Source organism: Streptomyces sp. S186 (assembly GCF_051603415.1).
Lineage (GTDB): Bacteria > Actinomycetota > Actinomycetes > Streptomycetales > Streptomycetaceae > Streptomyces.
The window spans coordinates 1,222,562-1,237,926 of sequence record NZ_CP193932.1; the positions used below are offsets into that span (position 1 = coordinate 1,222,562).

Here is a 15,365-nt window from a genome sequence, read left to right on the forward strand (position 1 = left end):
ACGAACTCACTCCTTGGATGCTGACGAGCAGCGCCGGTCGGTCCGCATTCGGCACGAACTACCCGGGCGGCGGGCGTGGCACACCCGGTCCCTGGGGGCGGGAGGCACGTCGGCAGAGGCTATCCGATCGCGGGATGCGGCCGTTCACCACGTATTCACCACTCGATCGGGTGACCGTCGGCTGAGCCTGCCGCGATCATCATGGTGGATCGGGGCGGGCCGGAACAACTGGCCGCCGGCTCGGGTGCCGGTTATGCGGGGGCTGGTCACGGTTGCCGCGGGGTGGCTGTGGCGAGGGCCATGCCGGAGGCGCGCGCAGCGCCCGGGCGGCGTGCGCGGGTACCGGCAGGCGCGGCGGCGGGCGGTGCTCTGCCAGTGAGGGGAGCGCTGGTGGGGCAGACTTGACGTCGACGACCGACGACAAGGATGGGCATGCCGATCACACCTGCCAACGCACAGACCGCCGGAACCTCTGCGGTGGGCGCGCCGGGCGGCGCCGCCGAGCCGATCATGCTGGAGCTGGTCGACGAGGACGGCGCGACGATCGGCACCGCGGAGAAGCTCGCGGCGCACCAGCCTCCGGGGCAGCTGCACCGGGCGTTCTCGGTCTTCCTCTTCGACGAGAAGGGGCGGCTGCTGCTCCAGCGCCGGGCGCTGTCGAAGTACCACTCCCCCGGCGTGTGGTCCAACACCTGCTGTGGTCACCCGTATCCGGGCGAGACGCCGTTCGCGGCGGCGGCCCGGCGGACCGCGGAGGAGCTGGGAGCGGCCCCGGCGCTGCTGGCCGAGGCGGGGACGGTGCGCTACAACCATCCCGATCCGGACTCCGGTCTGGTGGAGCAGGAGTACAACCACCTGTTCGTGGGGCTGCTGCGGGCCGAGCCGGCGCCGGATCCCGAGGAGATCGCCGAGGTCGCGTTCGTCACGCCGGAGGAGCTGGCCGAGCGGCATGCCCGGGCGCCGTTCTCCGCGTGGTTCATGACCGTGCTGGACGCGGCGCGTCCGGCGGTCCGCGAGCTCACCGGGCAGTCGGCGGGCTGGTAGCGAGCGGGGCCAGTGGCAGCTCGGCCCAGATGGCCTTGCCGCCGGCCGGGGTGTGCTCCACGTCGCACTTGCCGCCCACCTCCGCGGTGAGCACCTTGACCAGCCACAGGCCGCGGCCGCCCACGTCGTCCTCGTCCGCCTCCAGTGCCTTGGGGCGGTACGGGTGGTCGTCCTCGACGGCGATCCGCAGCCAGTTGGCGCCGATGGTGAGCTGGACGGCGATCTGGGGGGAGAGCAGCGCGGCGTGCCGGACGGCGTTGGTGACCAGTTCGGAGACGATCAGCAGCAACCCGTCCAGGATGGCGTCGGCGACCGGCACGCGCTGTTCGACGAGCAGATCCCGGACCGCGTGGCGCGCGTGGGGCACCGACGACTCCAGTGCCGGGGCGGTGAACCGCCAGACACCTTCGTACGCGAGCGGGGAGGTCAGCTCCTCGGGGGGTTCTGCGGGGGGTCCGGAAGGCATCCTCACAGGACGAGTGTTGAGAATGGTCCGGTCCGGGCCGGGCTCCTGAACGCAAGTCAGCGCCTATCGACGGCATTTGGCCGATTCTGGCGGATTTGATGGGGCGCACGACGCGTTGCGGCGCCTTTCCTTCGCGTTTCTTTGCCGGCGCCGGGAGCCGGGCGCCGGACCCCCGCGGAAACCGCCACCGCCGGGGTAGGGATCAAGCCACTCTGCCCTCCTGCACCATACCGACCACGCGCCGGCCTCCGATCCCCATGGCGAGCAGGCCCAGCCCGTCGAAGAGCAGTGCCAGCGAGAAGAAGCAGCCGATGACGTAGAGGCTGCTCCGCGGCCAGTTGGCGAGCACCAGGATGCCCAGCAGGAGGCCGATCACGCCTTGGAGCAGGGTCCAGCCGAACTGTGCTCCGCGCACCACCACGGCGCCGACCAGGCGGAACAGCCCGCCGGTCAGGAAGAGCAGGGCGGCGAACATGGTCAGCGCGGCGGCGCCGGCGTCGGGCCGGCGGATCACCACCACGCCGGCGGCGATGTTCAGCGCCGCGACGATCACCGCGAGCCAGAAGAAGTTCGTGCCCCGGGACTGGACGGCGTGCGCCAGCCCGATCACGCCGCCGATCAGCAGCAGCCAGCCGAAGAGCAGCATCGTGGTGAGCGTGGCCACGCCGACGTAGACCAGCCCCACGATTCCGGCCAGGACGAGGACGGCACCGAGGATCGCGAGCAGCCCGAAGCTGCGCCCGAGCCGGGCCGCCGGAGTGCGCCGGGAAGATCTGGACCTGCGGGGCATCGCCGCCTCCTCGCGCAAGGGGACCCTTTTCCCGGTATACCCCTTATGCGAGGAGGGGGCAGGGTGAGCGGGCGCACCGCGGGAGCGACGACGACAGCAGGCCCGGTGCGTGATGCACCGGGCCTGCTGTTCTTCGGAGTAGCGGGGACAGGATTTGAACCTGCGACCTCTGGGTTATGAGCCCAGCGAGCTACCGAGCTGCTCCACCCCGCGTCGACTCGGATTACCTTACGGGTTCCCGGCTCCAGAGCCAAATCGCCTGCCGGAGCCGGCCCTCGGTCGCGTTCTGCCTGGTCAGACCTGCCGGTCGGTGATCCGGCCGCCGTCGACCTCGATCCGGCGCGTGGTGTGCACCGCCGTCAGCATCCGGCGGTCGTGGGTGACCAGCAGCAGGGTGCCCGGATACGAGGCGAGCGCGGACTCCAGCTGCTCGATGGCGGGGAGGTCGAGGTGGTTGGTGGGCTCGTCGAGTACGAGGAGGTTGACCCCGCGGCCCTGGAGGAGGGCCAGCGCCGCCCGGGTCCGCTCCCCCGGCGAGAGGGTGCCCGCCGGGCGCAGCACATGGGCCGCCTTGAGGCCGAACTTGGCCAGCAGGGTGCGCACGTCGGCGGGTGCCAGGTCCGGGACGGCAGCCCGGAAGGCGTCCATGAGGGTGGTGTCGCCGTCGCCCCGGAACAGCTGGCCGCGGGCCTGGTCGATCTCGCCGACCACCACGCCGGGGCCGAGCGCGGCCGCGCCGGAGTCCAGTGGCAGCCGGCCCAGGAGGGCGGCGAGCAGGGTGGACTTGCCGGCGCCGTTGGGGCCGGTGATGGCGACCCGGTCCGCCCAGTCGATCTGGAGGTCGACCGGGCCGAAGCGGAAGTCGCCGCGGCGGACCGCGGCCTGCCGGAGGGTGGCGACCACCGCGCCGGCCCGGGGTGCCGCGGCGATCTCCATCCGCAGCTCCCACTCCTTGCGGGGCTCCTCGACGACCTCCAGCCGCTCGATCAGGCGCTGGGTCTGCTTGGCCTTGGCGGCCTGCTTCTCGGTGGCCTCGACCCGGCCCTTGCGGGCGATCTTGTCGTTGTCGGTGGCCTTGCGGCGGGCGTTGCGGACGCCCTTCTCCATCCAGTTGCGCTGGGTGTGCGCGCGGGCCTCCAGGGCCGCCTTGGTATCGGCGTACTCGTCGTAGCGCTCGCGGGCGTGCCGGCGGGCTCGTTCGCGCTCCTCCAGATACGCGGTGTAGCCGCCGCCGTAGGTGTTGACCTGCTGCTGGGCGAGGTCGAGTTCGACGACGCGGGTCACCGTGCGGGCCAGGAACTCGCGGTCGTGGCTGACCAGGACGGTGCCGGCGCGCAGGCCGGTGACGAAGGTCTCCAGGCGGTCCAGGCCGTCCAGGTCGAGGTCGTTGGTGGGCTCGTCGAGGAGGAAGACGTCGTAGCGGGAGAGCAGCAGCGAGGCGAGCGAGGCGCGGGCGGCCTGGCCGCCGGAGAGGGTGGTCATCGGCTGGTCGAGGCCGACCGCCAGGCCGAGCTGGGCGGCGGTCTCCTCGGCGCGCTCGTCGAGGTCGGCGGCGCCGAGGGCGAGCCAGCGCTCCAGGGCCGTGGCGTAGGCGTCGTCGGCGCCGGGGCGCCCTTCGGCCAGGGCCTCGGTGGTGGTGTCCAGGGCGCGCTGGGCCTCGGCCACGCCGGTGCGGCGGGCGAGGAAGGCGCGGACCGACTCCCCGGGACGGCGGTCGGGCTCCTGCGGGAGGTGGCCTACGGTGGCGGTCGGCGGGCTGAGCGCGAGGGCGCCGTGCTCCGGCCGCGTCAGCCCGGCGAGCAGGCGCAGCAGGGTGGACTTGCCGGCGCCGTTGGCACCGACCAGGCCGATCACGTCTCCGGGGGCGACGACCAGATCGAGACCGGAGAACAGGACGCGCTCGCCGTGGCCGGCGGCGAGGTCTTTGGCGACGAGGGTTGCGGACATCAGGCGTCGATCGTATCCGGCCACGCGACCGGCGGTCGCTCTAATATCCGGGCATGGAACCGGGTCTGAAGACGCATGTCGGCGGCGGTACGGCGACCGTCACGATCAGCAACACGGGCAAGCGCAACGCGATGACCGTCGCGATGTGGCGGGAGCTGCCGCCGCTGCTGGAGCGGCTGGCGGGTGACCAAGCCGTGCGGGCCCTGGTGCTGACCGGCGACGGCGGGACGTTCTGCGCGGGGGCGGACATCGGGTCGCTGCGGGACGGGGCGGACGGGTCGCAGGGGCTGGCGGTGGCGGCCGAGGAGGCGCTGGCGGACTTTCCGCGGCCGACGGTGGCCGCGGTGCGCGGCTACTGCGTGGGCGGCGGCGCGCAGTTGGCGGCCGCCTGCGATCTGCGGTTCGCGGAGGAGGGGGCGCTGTTCGGGGTGACGCCGGCCAAGCTGGGGGTGGCCTATCCGGCGTCCGCGACCCGGCGGCTGGTCCGGCTGGTGGGGCCCTCGGCCGCCAAGTACCTGCTGTTCTCGGGTGAGTTGATCGACTGCGCGCGGGCGCTGCGGACCGGGCTGGTGGACGAGGTGGTGCCCGAGGGCGAGTTGGACAAGCGGATCGGGGAGTTCGGCGCCGTCCTGGCGAGCCGGTCGCTGCTGACCCAGACCGCGGCGAAGGAGCTGGCCGACGGGACCTGGGACGTGCCGCCCGAGGAGGCGGCGGCGCGCGGGGCGTACTGGGCGGCGCAGGCACGGGAGAGCGGGGAGACCGCGGAGGGAGCCGTGGCCTTCCTGGAGCGGCGGGCGCCGCGGTTCGGGTGGTCCGAGGGGTGAACCGCGGCCGGTGGGCCGCCACTTGAGGCGGCCCACTTGTGCCCGTGACGTCAACCGACCCCTACTGACTGCTCGTCACTTCTCCCCGAGGGCCTGTTCCCGCCAGCTCTTGCCTGCAAGGATCAGGCGGCCGTGGTCCCGCAGGGCGGCGACGACCTCGGCGGGGGCCTTGTCCGGGGCGCCGGCGTCGTAGGGCGGCTGCGGGTCGTACTCGATGCCGAGCTGGATCGTCTGCGCGACGGTGTCGCCGGCGATCCGGCCGGCCAGGGCCAGCCCCATGTCGATGCCGGAGGAGACGCCGGCGGCGGTGACGTACTTGCCGTCGAAGACCACCCGCTCCCCCGTCGGCTCGGCGCCGTAGCCGGGCAGCTGGTCCAGCGCGAGCCAGTGGGAGGTGGCGCGGCGGCCCTTGAGGAGGCCGGCCGCGGCGAGGACCAGCGAGCCGGTGCAGACCGAGGTGGTCCAGGTGGTGCCGGCGTCCACGGCGCGGAGCCACTTGTGCAGCGGGCCGTCCTCCATGAGCGCGGTCTGGCCGGGGCCGCCGGGGACGACGAGGACGTCCGGCGCGGTGACGTCGCCCAGCGCGGCGTCCGCGACCGCGCCGAGGGAGCCCTTGTCGCTGCGGTGGACGCCCGTGCGCTCGGCGACGAACACGACCTCGGCGCCCGGGAGCAGGCCGAGGGTCTCGTAGGGGCCGATGGCGTCGAGGGCGGTGAAGCGGTCGTAGAGAAGGACGGCGATCTGCATGGGGTGCCTCGTTCCTGGGTTTGTGGTGACGGAGGTCCGTTGCCGGAGTGGTCGGGGCGGGAGTGGTTCAGGGGGACGGTGCGGGACGGAAGCGGCGGCGGTACTCGGCCGGGGAGGCGCCGAGGACGCGGAGGAAGGCGCGGCGCATCGCCTCGGGGGTGCCGTAGCCGCAGTGCCGGGCAATCTGCTCGATGCCGTCGGCGGTGTCCTCCAGGCGCCGCCGGGCGGCCTCCAGGCGGACCCGGTCGACGTAGCGGCCGGGGGTCATGCCGGTCTCGTCGCGGAAGGCGCGGGCGAAGTGGCGCGGGGAGAGCCGGGCGCGGGCGGCCAGGGTCTCGACGGAGAGGTCCGCGGCCGGGTGCTCGGTGATCCACTGCTGCACGTCGCGCAGCGGGCGGCGCTCCGCGGTCTGCGCGGCGAGCTGGGCGCTGAACTGGGTCTGGTTGCCGGGCCGGCGGAGGAAGACGACGAGGTGCCGGGCGACGGCCAGCGCGAGGTCGCGGCCCAGGTCCTCCTCGACGAGGGCCAGGGCCAGGTCGATGCCGGCGGTGACGCCCGCGGAGGTGGCCACGCTGCCGTCGCGGACGTAGATCGGCTCGGGGTCGACGCGGACCGCGGGGTGGGCGGCGGCGAGGTCGGCGCACAGGCTCCAGTGGGTGGTGGCGCGGCGGCCGTCCAGCAGGCCGGCCGCGGCCAGCAGGAAGGCGCCGCTGCACACCGAGACCTGGCGGCGGGTCCGCGGGGCGTGGGTGCGCAGCCAGTCGACCAGCCGCGGATCGGGGTCGCCGGTGCCGTGGCCGCCGGGGACGAGGAGGGTGTGCGGGGGCTCGGCGGCGGCCAGCGCGAGGTCGGGCACGAGGGTGAGGCCGCTGGTGGTGCGGACCGGGGCGCCGTCCAGGGTGGCGGTGCGGATGCGGTAGGCGCCCGGGACGCCCCGCCCGGCGCCGTCGAAGACCTCGACGGGTCCGGTCACGTCGAGGCTCTGCACGCCGTCGTAGAGGACGACCAGCACGTCGCGCTGTTCCATGCCGTCCATCCTGGTCGGCGGGACGGATGGCGGCAATGACAGGTTTCCCACCTTTCCTGCCATGCCTTCCTGCCGGCCGCGGAGCGGGGCCGGACTCGGCAGAGGCGGGCACGGGCCAGGGGTGGCGCCATACCAACGGGTCGGTAACCTGCTCGCATGACGTCTTCCAGCGCACTGCCCGAACGGGCCGGACGGCACTGCCACAACGCCCTCAACCCCCTGCACTCGGCGCACTACTTCGCCCCGGAGCTCGCCACCGAACTGACCGCGGTGGGCGTGGAGAACAGCAGGGCCGGCTACCTCGCCGCCCGGAGCGCGCCGATGGGCGCGGTGGGTCCCGGGACGGTCACCGCCGCCTTCTACTCCTTCAGTCACGAGCTGGTCGCGCAGCACGTCCCGCAGGTGTGGACGGTCGCCGCCCCGCAGGTCGTCCTGGACGCCCGGCTGCGGGCGGTGGACGGCAGCCTGCGCCGGCAGCTCGGCGCGGAGGCGCTCGCGTCGCCGGAGATGGCGGAGGCGGCGAAGCTCGCCCTGCGGGCCGCCGAGGGCTGCACCCGCTACTCGCGGCCGCTGTACTCCGCTCACGCCGACCTGCCGGTGCCGGACGCCCCGCACCTCGCCTACTGGCACGCCGCGACGCTGCTGCGCGAACACCGCGGCGACGGCCATCTGATCGCCCTGATGGACGCCGAGCTGGACCCGGTGGAGGCCCTGGTCACGCACACCGCCAGCGGGCGCGGGATGAACTACCGCGGCGTCAAGGCGACCCGCGGCTGGTCGGACGAGGAGCTGACGGCGGCACAGGAGCGGCTGCGCGGCCGCGGGCTGCTGACCGCCGGGGGCGAGCTGACCGAGGCCGGTGTGAAGCTGCGCAAGGATCTGGAGCGGGCGACGGACCGTCTGGACCGGGCTCCGTACGAGCATCTGGGGGCGGCGGGCGTGGCCCGGCTGACCGAACTGGCGGGCGCGTTCGCCGCCCGCCTCATGGAGTCCGGGGCGTTCCCCGCCGCCCTGTTCGGCAAGGAGTGACGCACCCGTCCGTCCGGGCCGCCGGGGTGTGGGTGCGTCTTCTCACACCCCGGCGTTCCCGGCCGGGCGGTGCGACAGTCCGGGCCGCCAGGCGGCACAATGCAGGCTCAGGAAAGTCGCTGGAAGGCGGGCAGGATCAACGTGACGGCAGCCACTGAGCCCATCGGGGCCCTCGGGTCCATCGAAGCGCGGATCGCCGACGAGCTCGGCGTCAGGGAGCGGCAGGTGAAGGCCGCGGTCGAACTGCTCGACGGCGGCTCGACCGTCCCGTTCATCGCGCGCTACCGCAAGGAAGCGACCGAGCTGCTCGACGACGCGCAGCTGCGGTCCCTGGAGGAGCGGCTGCGCTATCTGCGGGAGCTGGAGGAGCGGCGGACCGCCGTCCTGGAGTCCGTGCGGTCCCAGGGCAAGCTGGACGCCGCGCTGGAGGCGCAGGTCCGCGGTGCCGAGTCCAAGGCCCGGCTGGAGGACATCTACCTGCCGTTCAAGCCGAAGCGGCGCACCAAGGCGCAGATCGCCCGGGAGGCGGGGCTGGAGCCGCTGGCCGACGGGCTGCTCGCCGACCCGTCGGTGGAACCGTCCGCGGCCGCCGCGGCGTTCGTGGACGCGGACAAGGGCGTCGCCGATCCGGCCGCGGCCCTGGAGGGCGCGCGGGCCATCCTCACCGAGCGGTTCAGCGAGGACGCGGACCTGATCGGTGAGCTGCGCGAGAGGATGTGGTCGCGCGGCCGGGTCGCGGCGAAGGTGCGCGCCGGCAAGGAGGAGGAAGGCGCCAAGTTCGCCGACTACTTCGACTTCGCCGAGCCGTTCACCGAGCTGCCCTCGCACCGGGTGCTGGCGATGCTGCGCGGTGAGAAGGAGGACGTCCTCGACCTCACCCTGGAGCCGGAGGACCCGGCGGAGGCGGGCGAGGGGCCCAGCGCGTACGAGCGGTCCATCGCGCACCGCTTCGGGATCGCCGACCGGGGCCGGCCGGCCGACAAGTGGCTGCAGGACACGGTCCGTTGGGCCTGGCGCACGCGCGTGCAGGTGCACCTCGGGATCGATCTGCGGCTGCGGCTGCGGCAGGCCGCCGAGGACGAGGCGGTCCGGGTCTTCGCCGCGAACCTGCGCGATCTGCTGCTGGCGGCGCCCGCCGGGACGCGCGCCACGATGGGCCTGGATCCCGGTTTCCGCACCGGCGTGAAGGTCGCCGTGGTGGACGCGACCGGCAAGGTGGCGGCGACCGAGACGATCTACCCGCATGTGCCGCAGCAGAAGTGGGACGCGGCGCTGGCCACCCTGGCCCGGCTGGCGCGCGAGCACCGCGTCGAGCTGATCGCGATCGGCAACGGCACCGCCTCCCGGGAGACCGACAAGCTGGCCGCCGAACTGATCGCCGCGCAGCCGGAGTTGAAGCTGACGAAGGTGATGGTGTCGGAGGCCGGCGCCTCGGTGTACTCCGCCTCCGCGTTCGCCTCCCAGGAGCTGCCGGACCTGGATGTCTCGCTGCGCGGCGCGGTCTCCATCGCCCGCCGCCTCCAGGACCCGCTCGCCGAACTCGTCAAGATCGACCCCAAGTCGATCGGCGTCGGCCAGTACCAGCACGACCTGGCCGAGACCAAGCTGTCGCGCTCGCTGGACGCGGTGGTCGAGGACTGTGTGAACGGTGTCGGCGTGGACGTCAACACCGCCTCCGCGCCACTGCTCGCCCGGGTCTCCGGCATCAGCTCGGGCCTGGCCGAGAACATCGTCGCCCACCGCGACGGCAACGGCCCGTTCCGCTCCCGCAAGGCCCTCAAGGACGTGCCGCGGCTGGGCCCCAAGGCGTACGAGCAGTGCGCGGGCTTCCTGCGGATCCGGGACGGCGACGACCCGCTGGACGCCTCCAGCGTGCACCCGGAGGCGTATCCGGTGGTGCGCCGGATCGTGCGGGCGGCCAAGCGCGAGGTCGGCGAGCTGATCGGCAACACCGCGGTGCTGCGCGGTCTGCGGCCGGCGGACTTCGTCGACGACTCCTTCGGTCTGCCGACGGTCGGCGACATCCTCCAGGAGCTGGAGAAGCCGGGTCGCGACCCGCGGCCGGAGTTCAGGACCGCGACCTTCAAGGAGGGCGTGGAGAAGATCGGCGACCTGACGCCCGGGATGCTCCTGGAAGGTGTGGTCACCAACGTCGCCGCCTTCGGGGCGTTCGTGGACGTGGGCGTCCACCAGGACGGGCTGGTGCACGTCTCTGCGATGTCGAAGACCTTCGTCAAGGACCCGCGGGACGTGGTCAAGCCCGGCGACATCGTCCGGGTCAAGGTGCTCGACGTCGACATCCCGCGGAAGCGGATCTCGCTGACCCTGCGGCTGGACGACGAGCCGGCAAAGGCCGCGCCGGGGAAGGCCGCGCCGGCCGGCGGCGGTGAGCGACGCGGCGGCAGCGCTGAACGGCGCGGCAACGGTGAACGGCGCGGCGGCGGCCGGGGCGGTGCGCCGCGGCAGCGGCAGGACGGCGGCCAGCGGGGCGGCGAGCGCCGGGCCGGCGGCCGGGACGCCGGGCCGGTCAACGACGCGATGGCGGACGCGCTGCGGCGGGCCGGGCTGCTGGGCGGCAACGGCGGCCGCTAGCGCGGTAATTACGTGGACGGCTGCCGGGCCGGCCGGTTAGCCTGCTGATCATGTCCAGCCCCGAGTCCTCAAGACGTTAGCCACCGGGCGCCGTCCGGTGGCTTTCGTCGTTCTCCGCCACCGGACCGCCTCTTCGGGCAGGTCTTGTCATCGCGGTAGCCGGGGCTGCCGCTTCCTTCACCGGCCGTACCGACGCGCCGTCGGCTCCGTCGACGCCACGCGTCGGTATCCCGTGCCGGTGCCTGTGTGGTTGCGGAGACTTCTCTATGCCATTCGCTCTCTACATGCTCGCGCTGGCGGTGTTCGCGCAGGGCACGTCGGAGTTCATGCTGTCCGGGCTGATCCCGGACATCGCCGCCGATCTCCAGGTCTCCATACCGGCCGCCGGGGCGCTGACCTCGGCGTTCGCCGCCGGGATGATCGTCGGGGCGCCACTGATGGCGCTGCTGATCCGGCGCTGGCCGCGGCGGCGCGCCCTGCTGGTGTTCCTGGTCGCCTTTCTGCTGGTGCACGTCCTGGGCGCGGTGACCACCAGCTTCGCGGTGCTGCTGGCGACCCGTGTGGTGGCGGCGCTGGCCAACGCCGGGTTCCTGGCGGTGGCGCTGGCGACCGCGGCGGCGATGGCCGCACCGGACGCCAAGGGCCGGGCCACCGCCATCCTGTTGGGCGGTACGACGCTGGCCTGTGTCGCGGGTGTCCCGGCCGGTGCCGTGCTGGGCCAGGAGTGGGGCTGGCGGGCGGCGTTCTGGGCGGTGGCCACGGTGTCGGTACCGGCCTTGGTCGCCATCGTGGTGTCGGTGCCGGGCGGTCCGGCCGGGTCCGGCGCGGCCGGGACGGGTGCGCGCGGTGAGCTGCGGGCGCTGCGCCGTCCGCGGCTGCTGGTGACGCTGCTGCTGGGGGCGCTGGTCAACGGCGCCACGTTCTGCACCTTCACCTATCTCGCGCCGCTGGTCACCGGCGTCACCGGCCTGGGTGCGGGCGGGGTGCCGGTGGTGCTGGCGCTGTTCGGGCTGGGCTCGTTCGCCGGTGTCACAGCCGGCGGGCGACTGGCCGACCGGCGGCCCCGGGCGGTGCTCGCCGTCGGGGGCGGGGCACTGCTCGCGGGCTGGGCGGTGTTCGCGCTGACGGCCCAGAACGCGGTGGCCACCGTCGTCCTGGTCCTCGTCCAGGGGACGCTGTCGTTCGCGGTCGGCTCCACGCTGATCGCGCAGGTGCTCTACGCGGCGGTCGAAGCGCCCACGCTGGGCGGGGGTTTCGCGACCGCCGCGCTCAACGTGGGCGCCGCGACCGGGCCTTGGTGGGGCGGTGTCGCCCTCGCCGCGGGCTTCGGCTACCGCGCGCCGCTGTGGGTCAGCGCCCTGCTGGTGGCCGTGGCGCTGGCGCTCGGCGGGGCGGCGGAGGGCGTACGGCTGCGGAGTCGGCGGCGGGCGACCGGCGGTGGCGGGAAGGTGCCGGCGCCCGCTCCGTGACGGGCGGGAGTCCAGGGTCCTGGCCGTGCGGCCCCGCGGCCGGGGCCGCACGGTCACCGGGCGGCCGCGTACTCGCGCAGTCGCTCCAGTTCGGCGGCGACGTCGGTGAGAGTGGCGCAGTCCGGTACCGGCCGCAGTTCCGGCTGCGGGGTGCCGGGCGGGCGGCGGGGGTCCTCCAGGACGTCGGCCATCGCCAGGAGCGCCTGGCAGAGCCGTGCGGACTCCTCCGGGCCCGGGCGGTGGGCGCCGCGGTCGAGGCGGACGGCGCAGGCGGTGGCGGCGTCGACGATGCGTTCCGCGGCGGCGACCACGGTCGGCCAGTCGGTGCCGGGGTCGCGGCCGGGGCGGAACTCCGCCGCGGCGGTCTCCGCGGCAGCTCGGGCCTGGGCCAGCGTCCGGTAGGCGTCCCGGCGCAGCGCCAGCCGGCGGGCGGCGAAGGCGCCGATTCCGGCCTCCTGGTTGGCGGCGGGCCGGGGCGCCAGGACGTGGCGCAGAAAGCGCTCGGTGCTCCGCAGCGCCTCCGTGACCCGCGGGCCGACCCGGCGGCGCGGGTCGGCCAGCCGCGGCAGATGCCCGACGACGAGCACGATCGCGCAGGCGAGGGAGGTGTCGACGAGCCGCTCGCCGGCGGCCTCGGGGGCGCCTCCGACGTAGACGAAGGACAGCACCATCACGGTGATCGCGCCGGTCTGGAGGGCGAAGTGCCGGGTGGCGAACGGCAGTAGTGCGCCGCCCGCGCCGGCGAACGCCGCCGGCCACCAGCTCCCGGACAGTAGTGCCGCGGCCGCCGCGAAGACCAGGACGCCGGCCGCGGTGCCGGCGAAGCGGTTGACCGTACGGGAGAACAGCGGGCCCAGGTCGGGCTTGACGAGGAAGGTGACGGTCGCCGGGAGCCAGTACCAGTGGTCGGCGCGCAGCAGCAGGGCCGCCGCCGTGCTGGCCCCGATGCAGAGGGCGACCCGCAGGCCGTAGTCCCGGGCGGCCGGGCCGAGCGCGCCGCGGGTCCCGGTCGGCCGGGCGGGCGGGGTGCGCTCGCCGGTCGTCGGCGGCGGCAGCGGCCGCTCGCGGGCGAAGGCGACCGCGGCGTCCAGCAGGGCGTGGTCGAAGGCGCCGCGGGCGGCGGAGCTGTTCTCCGGGGCGGAGAGCCGGCCCGGCGGCTCTCCGGTGCGCAGCGCCCGGGCGAACCGGCGGGGGCTCGCGGCGACCCGCGGCGGCAGCGGCCGGGCCTCCCACAGGAGGGCGACGCTGGCCTCGCAGAGCGCAGTGGCCGCGGCGAACCGCTCGGCGAGCAGCCGCTCCTCGGGGCGGGCGGGGCGGCGCAGCAGGCGGCTGGTGAGCCGGCGCAACCGTAGTGCCTCGTCGGCGCGGTCCAGGGCGGCGGTGAGCCGGCGACGGGCGGGCTCCGCGCCCGGCCCGCCGACCGCCGCCAGCGCGTCGGAGAGCGCGTCGAAGACCGCGGCGACGGCCGCCCGCTCCCCGCTGAGCGGGCCGCCCGCCGGGCGCGGGGAGCGCAGCACGAGCCGCAGCAGGAGCAGCCACAGGCATCCGGCGAGGACGTAGAGAGCCTTGGCCCAGGGTGTGCCGGGCAGCGGCATGCCAGCGCCGAGGACGGTGGTGGCCAGCATCTGCATCCCGGCGGTGGAGCGCACCGGGCCGGCCACGCTGCCCGCGCCGGAGACGAAGCCGACCGCGCAGAGCGCCGGCACCACCCACCAGCCCGCGTCGGCGGCCCGCAGGGAGGCGCCGATCAGCATCCCGAACGCGGCGGCCAGCGCCGGCAGGCCGATGTGGACGATGCCGGTGCGCCGGGTGCCGGGGCGGTCGTTGACGCCGGCGAGCATCGAGCCGAGGGCGGTCAGCACGCCGGCGGCCGGGCGCCCGGCGGCGATCCCCGCGGCCAGCAGCGGTCCCGCGCACAGCGCGCCGCGGGCCACCGCGGCCCAGGGCACGGGCAGCCGCTGCCAGCGGAAGGGGTGGGCGAGCCAGGCGGGCACGGCGCGCCGGTGGCGGGGCATGGGTCTCCTCGGCGATGGCAGGGGCACGGAATACGGAGCGCGAGCCAGCGGGGTCGCGTAGGTCGCGCGGGCGGATCCGAGGGGCGTCATCGGCCGACGGTGCCGGGGCCCGGGTGTGGCACGGTACGAGCCGGTCCACCGGGGGCCCTACCAGCCTAAGGTCCGGTTCTGTCCGGACCGCTGCCGGCGGGTTACGCGCGGATCACAGGTGGAAGATCACAGGCGGACATCGGATCGATCCGGGACCAGGGGAGGCTGCGGAGATGACGGACGAGCGGTCTGGGGAAACGGGCGGCCCGGCGGCCCCGGACGGAGCGCCCCCGGACAGCGCGCCCCCCAAGTCGGCGCCACCGGAGATACCGGAGATCTGCGTGGTCGGCGCCGGGGTGATCGGCCTGACCTCGGCGATCGTGCTCGCCGAGGCCGGGTACGGGGTGCGGGTGGTCGCCCGGGACTCCGCCGGTGCGACGACCTCGGCGATCGCCGGCGGCCTGTGCTGGCCGTACCGGATCCGGCCGTACGACGACGCGGTCCGGTGGTCGCTGCGCTCCCTGGAGGTGCTCACCGCCCTCGCCGGGCGGCCGGCGGAGACCGGGGCGCGGCTGGTGACGGGCACCGTGGCGGACGGGCCGGGGGCGGCCGGCGGTGACGGGCTCCCCGACGACGGTCTCGGTGCCTGGTACGCGGCGGTCCCGGGGCTGCGGCGGGCCCGCGCCGGGGAACTCCCGCCGGGCTGCACCGGGGGCCGGCGGGCGCGGACGCCGCTGGTGGAGATGCCGGTGCACCTGCGCTATCTGGAGCGGCGGCTGGCGGCGGCCGGCGGGACAGTGGTGGCGCGCCCGGTGGCGTCCCTGGCGGAGGCGGCCGTCGGCGTCCGGGCGGTGGTGAACTGCTCCGGGCTCGGCGCCCGCGAGCTGGTCCCCGATCCCGCGGTCCACCCCGTCCAGGGGCAGTTGGTGATCGTCGAGAACCCGGGAGTCGAGGAGTGGTTCACCGCCGCCGACGAGGGCGCGGCGGACGCGGCGGACTCGACGTATCTCCTGCCGCAGCCGTTCGGGCTGGTCCTGGGCGGGACGGCGCGGGCGGGGGCCTGGTCGCGGGTGCCCGATCCGGCGGTGGCGGAGGCGATCGTGGCGCGCTGTGCCCGGTTCTTCCCACGGGTGGCACGGGCCCGCGTGCTGGCGCACCGGGTGGGCCTGCGCCCGGCCCGCCCGGTGGTGCGGCTCGCGGCGGAGCGCCTGCCGGACGGGACGGTCTGTGTGCACAACTACGGCCACGGGGGCGCCGGGGTGACCGTCTCCTGGGGGTGCGCGGACGAGGTCCTGCGGCTGGTGCGGGACAGGCTCGCGCCGTCCTGATCGCCACGGGGGACGCGGTGGCGGCGGACCTGGGGAGCTCCTCCACGGAGACCCGTC

The 15,365-nt window shown here is 75.0% G+C and carries 12 protein-coding genes and 1 tRNA gene; 6 read left to right on the forward strand and 7 right to left on the reverse strand.

Features of this window, described 5'->3' with window-relative positions:
* Positions 1–432 precede the first annotated feature (432 nt).
* Entirely contained in the window at positions 433–1,044 is a 612-nt protein-coding gene (idi, locus tag ACRAS8_RS05365; RefSeq protein WP_438484619.1) for an isopentenyl-diphosphate Delta-isomerase, read from the forward strand.
* Here idi and ACRAS8_RS05370 read toward each other — a convergent pair.
* The 4 genes from ACRAS8_RS05370 to ACRAS8_RS05385 form a co-directional block, all read right to left on the reverse strand.
* The gene (locus tag ACRAS8_RS05370) at positions 1,019–1,510 is read right to left on the reverse strand and encodes an ATP-binding protein (RefSeq protein WP_438484620.1); all 492 of its coding nucleotides are present in this window, start codon (positions 1,508–1,510) and stop codon (positions 1,019–1,021) included. The two genes, idi and ACRAS8_RS05370, sit on opposite strands and share 26 nt — an antisense overlap.
* A gap of 202 nt (positions 1,511–1,712) precedes the next feature.
* Positions 1,713–2,300, reverse strand: a complete 588-nt coding sequence (locus tag ACRAS8_RS05375; protein WP_438484621.1) for an HdeD family acid-resistance protein — start codon at positions 2,298–2,300, stop codon at positions 1,713–1,715.
* A gap of 139 nt (positions 2,301–2,439) precedes the next feature.
* A tRNA-Met gene (locus ACRAS8_RS05380) sits at positions 2,440–2,513 on the reverse strand.
* An 81-nt stretch (positions 2,514–2,594) separates the two neighbouring features.
* Positions 2,595–4,247 (reverse strand): ABC-F family ATP-binding cassette domain-containing protein, encoded by a 1,653-nt coding sequence (locus ACRAS8_RS05385; RefSeq protein ID WP_438484622.1) that lies wholly within the window; start codon positions 4,245–4,247, stop codon positions 2,595–2,597.
* A 53-nt stretch (positions 4,248–4,300) separates the two neighbouring features.
* On the opposite strand from ACRAS8_RS05385, the gene ACRAS8_RS05390 reads away from it, so the two are divergent.
* Positions 4,301–5,071: an enoyl-CoA hydratase/isomerase family protein gene (locus tag ACRAS8_RS05390; RefSeq protein WP_438484623.1), complete on the forward strand. Its 771-nt coding sequence runs from the start codon at positions 4,301–4,303 to the stop codon at positions 5,069–5,071.
* Between the two features lie 75 nt (positions 5,072–5,146).
* Here ACRAS8_RS05390 and ACRAS8_RS05395 read toward each other — a convergent pair whose 3' ends face one another.
* Together ACRAS8_RS05395 and ACRAS8_RS05400 are read right to left on the reverse strand one after the other, a co-directional pair.
* A complete protein-coding gene (locus tag ACRAS8_RS05395; RefSeq protein ID WP_438484624.1) occupies positions 5,147–5,818 on the reverse strand; it encodes a DJ-1/PfpI family protein in 672 nt (223 codons plus the stop codon).
* A 67-nt stretch (positions 5,819–5,885) separates the two neighbouring features.
* A complete protein-coding gene (locus ACRAS8_RS05400; RefSeq protein ID WP_438484625.1) occupies positions 5,886–6,845 on the reverse strand; it encodes a GlxA family transcriptional regulator in 960 nt (319 codons plus the stop codon).
* A 156-nt stretch (positions 6,846–7,001) separates the two neighbouring features.
* On the opposite strand from ACRAS8_RS05400, the gene ACRAS8_RS05405 reads away from it, so the two are divergent.
* The 3 genes from ACRAS8_RS05405 to ACRAS8_RS05415 all read left to right on the forward strand — a co-directional run bounded on the left by ACRAS8_RS05405 (position 7,002) and on the right by ACRAS8_RS05415 (position 11,935).
* Positions 7,002–7,874 carry an SCO6745 family protein gene (locus tag ACRAS8_RS05405; protein ID WP_438484626.1) on the forward strand — a complete coding sequence of 291 codons (873 nt, stop codon included), beginning with the start codon at positions 7,002–7,004 and terminating at the stop codon, positions 7,872–7,874.
* 141 nt (positions 7,875–8,015) lie between these two features.
* On the forward strand, positions 8,016–10,466 hold the full coding sequence (locus ACRAS8_RS05410; protein ID WP_438484627.1) for a Tex family protein: 2,451 nt from the start codon (positions 8,016–8,018) through the stop codon (positions 10,464–10,466).
* A 266-nt stretch (positions 10,467–10,732) separates the two neighbouring features.
* Positions 10,733–11,935, forward strand: a complete 1,203-nt coding sequence (locus ACRAS8_RS05415; RefSeq protein WP_438484628.1) for a Cmx/CmrA family chloramphenicol efflux MFS transporter — start codon at positions 10,733–10,735, stop codon at positions 11,933–11,935.
* Positions 11,936–11,988: 53 nt separating this feature from the next.
* Here ACRAS8_RS05415 and ACRAS8_RS05420 read toward each other — a convergent pair whose 3' ends face one another.
* The gene (locus tag ACRAS8_RS05420) at positions 11,989–13,950 is read right to left on the reverse strand and encodes an FUSC family protein (protein ID WP_438484629.1); all 1,962 of its coding nucleotides are present in this window, start codon (positions 13,948–13,950) and stop codon (positions 11,989–11,991) included.
* A 371-nt stretch (positions 13,951–14,321) separates the two neighbouring features.
* On the opposite strand from ACRAS8_RS05420, the gene ACRAS8_RS05425 reads away from it, so the two are divergent.
* Positions 14,322–15,308 carry an FAD-dependent oxidoreductase gene (locus tag ACRAS8_RS05425; RefSeq protein ID WP_438490352.1) on the forward strand — a complete coding sequence of 329 codons (987 nt, stop codon included), beginning with the start codon at positions 14,322–14,324 and terminating at the stop codon, positions 15,306–15,308.
* Positions 15,309–15,365 lie beyond the last annotated feature (57 nt).

What these genes read in the sequence shown, in the direction of transcription:
- ACRAS8_RS05415 (WP_438484628.1), top strand. Translation starts at nt 10,733, where the DNA reads ATGCCATTCGCTCTCTACATGCTCGCGCTGGCGGTGTTCGCGCAGGGC.
- ACRAS8_RS05370 (WP_438484620.1), bottom strand. Translation starts at nt 1,510, where the DNA reads ATGCCTTCCGGACCCCCCGCAGAACCCCCCGAGGAGCTGACCTCCCCG.
- ACRAS8_RS05395 (WP_438484624.1), bottom strand. Translation starts at nt 5,818, where the DNA reads ATGCAGATCGCCGTCCTTCTCTACGACCGCTTCACCGCCCTCGACGCC.
- ACRAS8_RS05400 (WP_438484625.1), bottom strand. Translation starts at nt 6,845, where the DNA reads ATGGAACAGCGCGACGTGCTGGTCGTCCTCTACGACGGCGTGCAGAGC.
- ACRAS8_RS05390 (WP_438484623.1), top strand. Translation starts at nt 4,301, where the DNA reads ATGGAACCGGGTCTGAAGACGCATGTCGGCGGCGGTACGGCGACCGTC.
- ACRAS8_RS05420 (WP_438484629.1), bottom strand. Translation starts at nt 13,950, where the DNA reads ATGCCCCGCCACCGGCGCGCCGTGCCCGCCTGGCTCGCCCACCCCTTC.
- ACRAS8_RS05385 (WP_438484622.1), bottom strand. Translation starts at nt 4,247, where the DNA reads ATGTCCGCAACCCTCGTCGCCAAAGACCTCGCCGCCGGCCACGGCGAG.
- ACRAS8_RS05375 (WP_438484621.1), bottom strand. Translation starts at nt 2,300, where the DNA reads ATGCCCCGCAGGTCCAGATCTTCCCGGCGCACTCCGGCGGCCCGGCTC.
- idi (WP_438484619.1), top strand. Translation starts at nt 433, where the DNA reads ATGCCGATCACACCTGCCAACGCACAGACCGCCGGAACCTCTGCGGTG.
- ACRAS8_RS05405 (WP_438484626.1), top strand. Translation starts at nt 7,002, where the DNA reads ATGACGTCTTCCAGCGCACTGCCCGAACGGGCCGGACGGCACTGCCAC.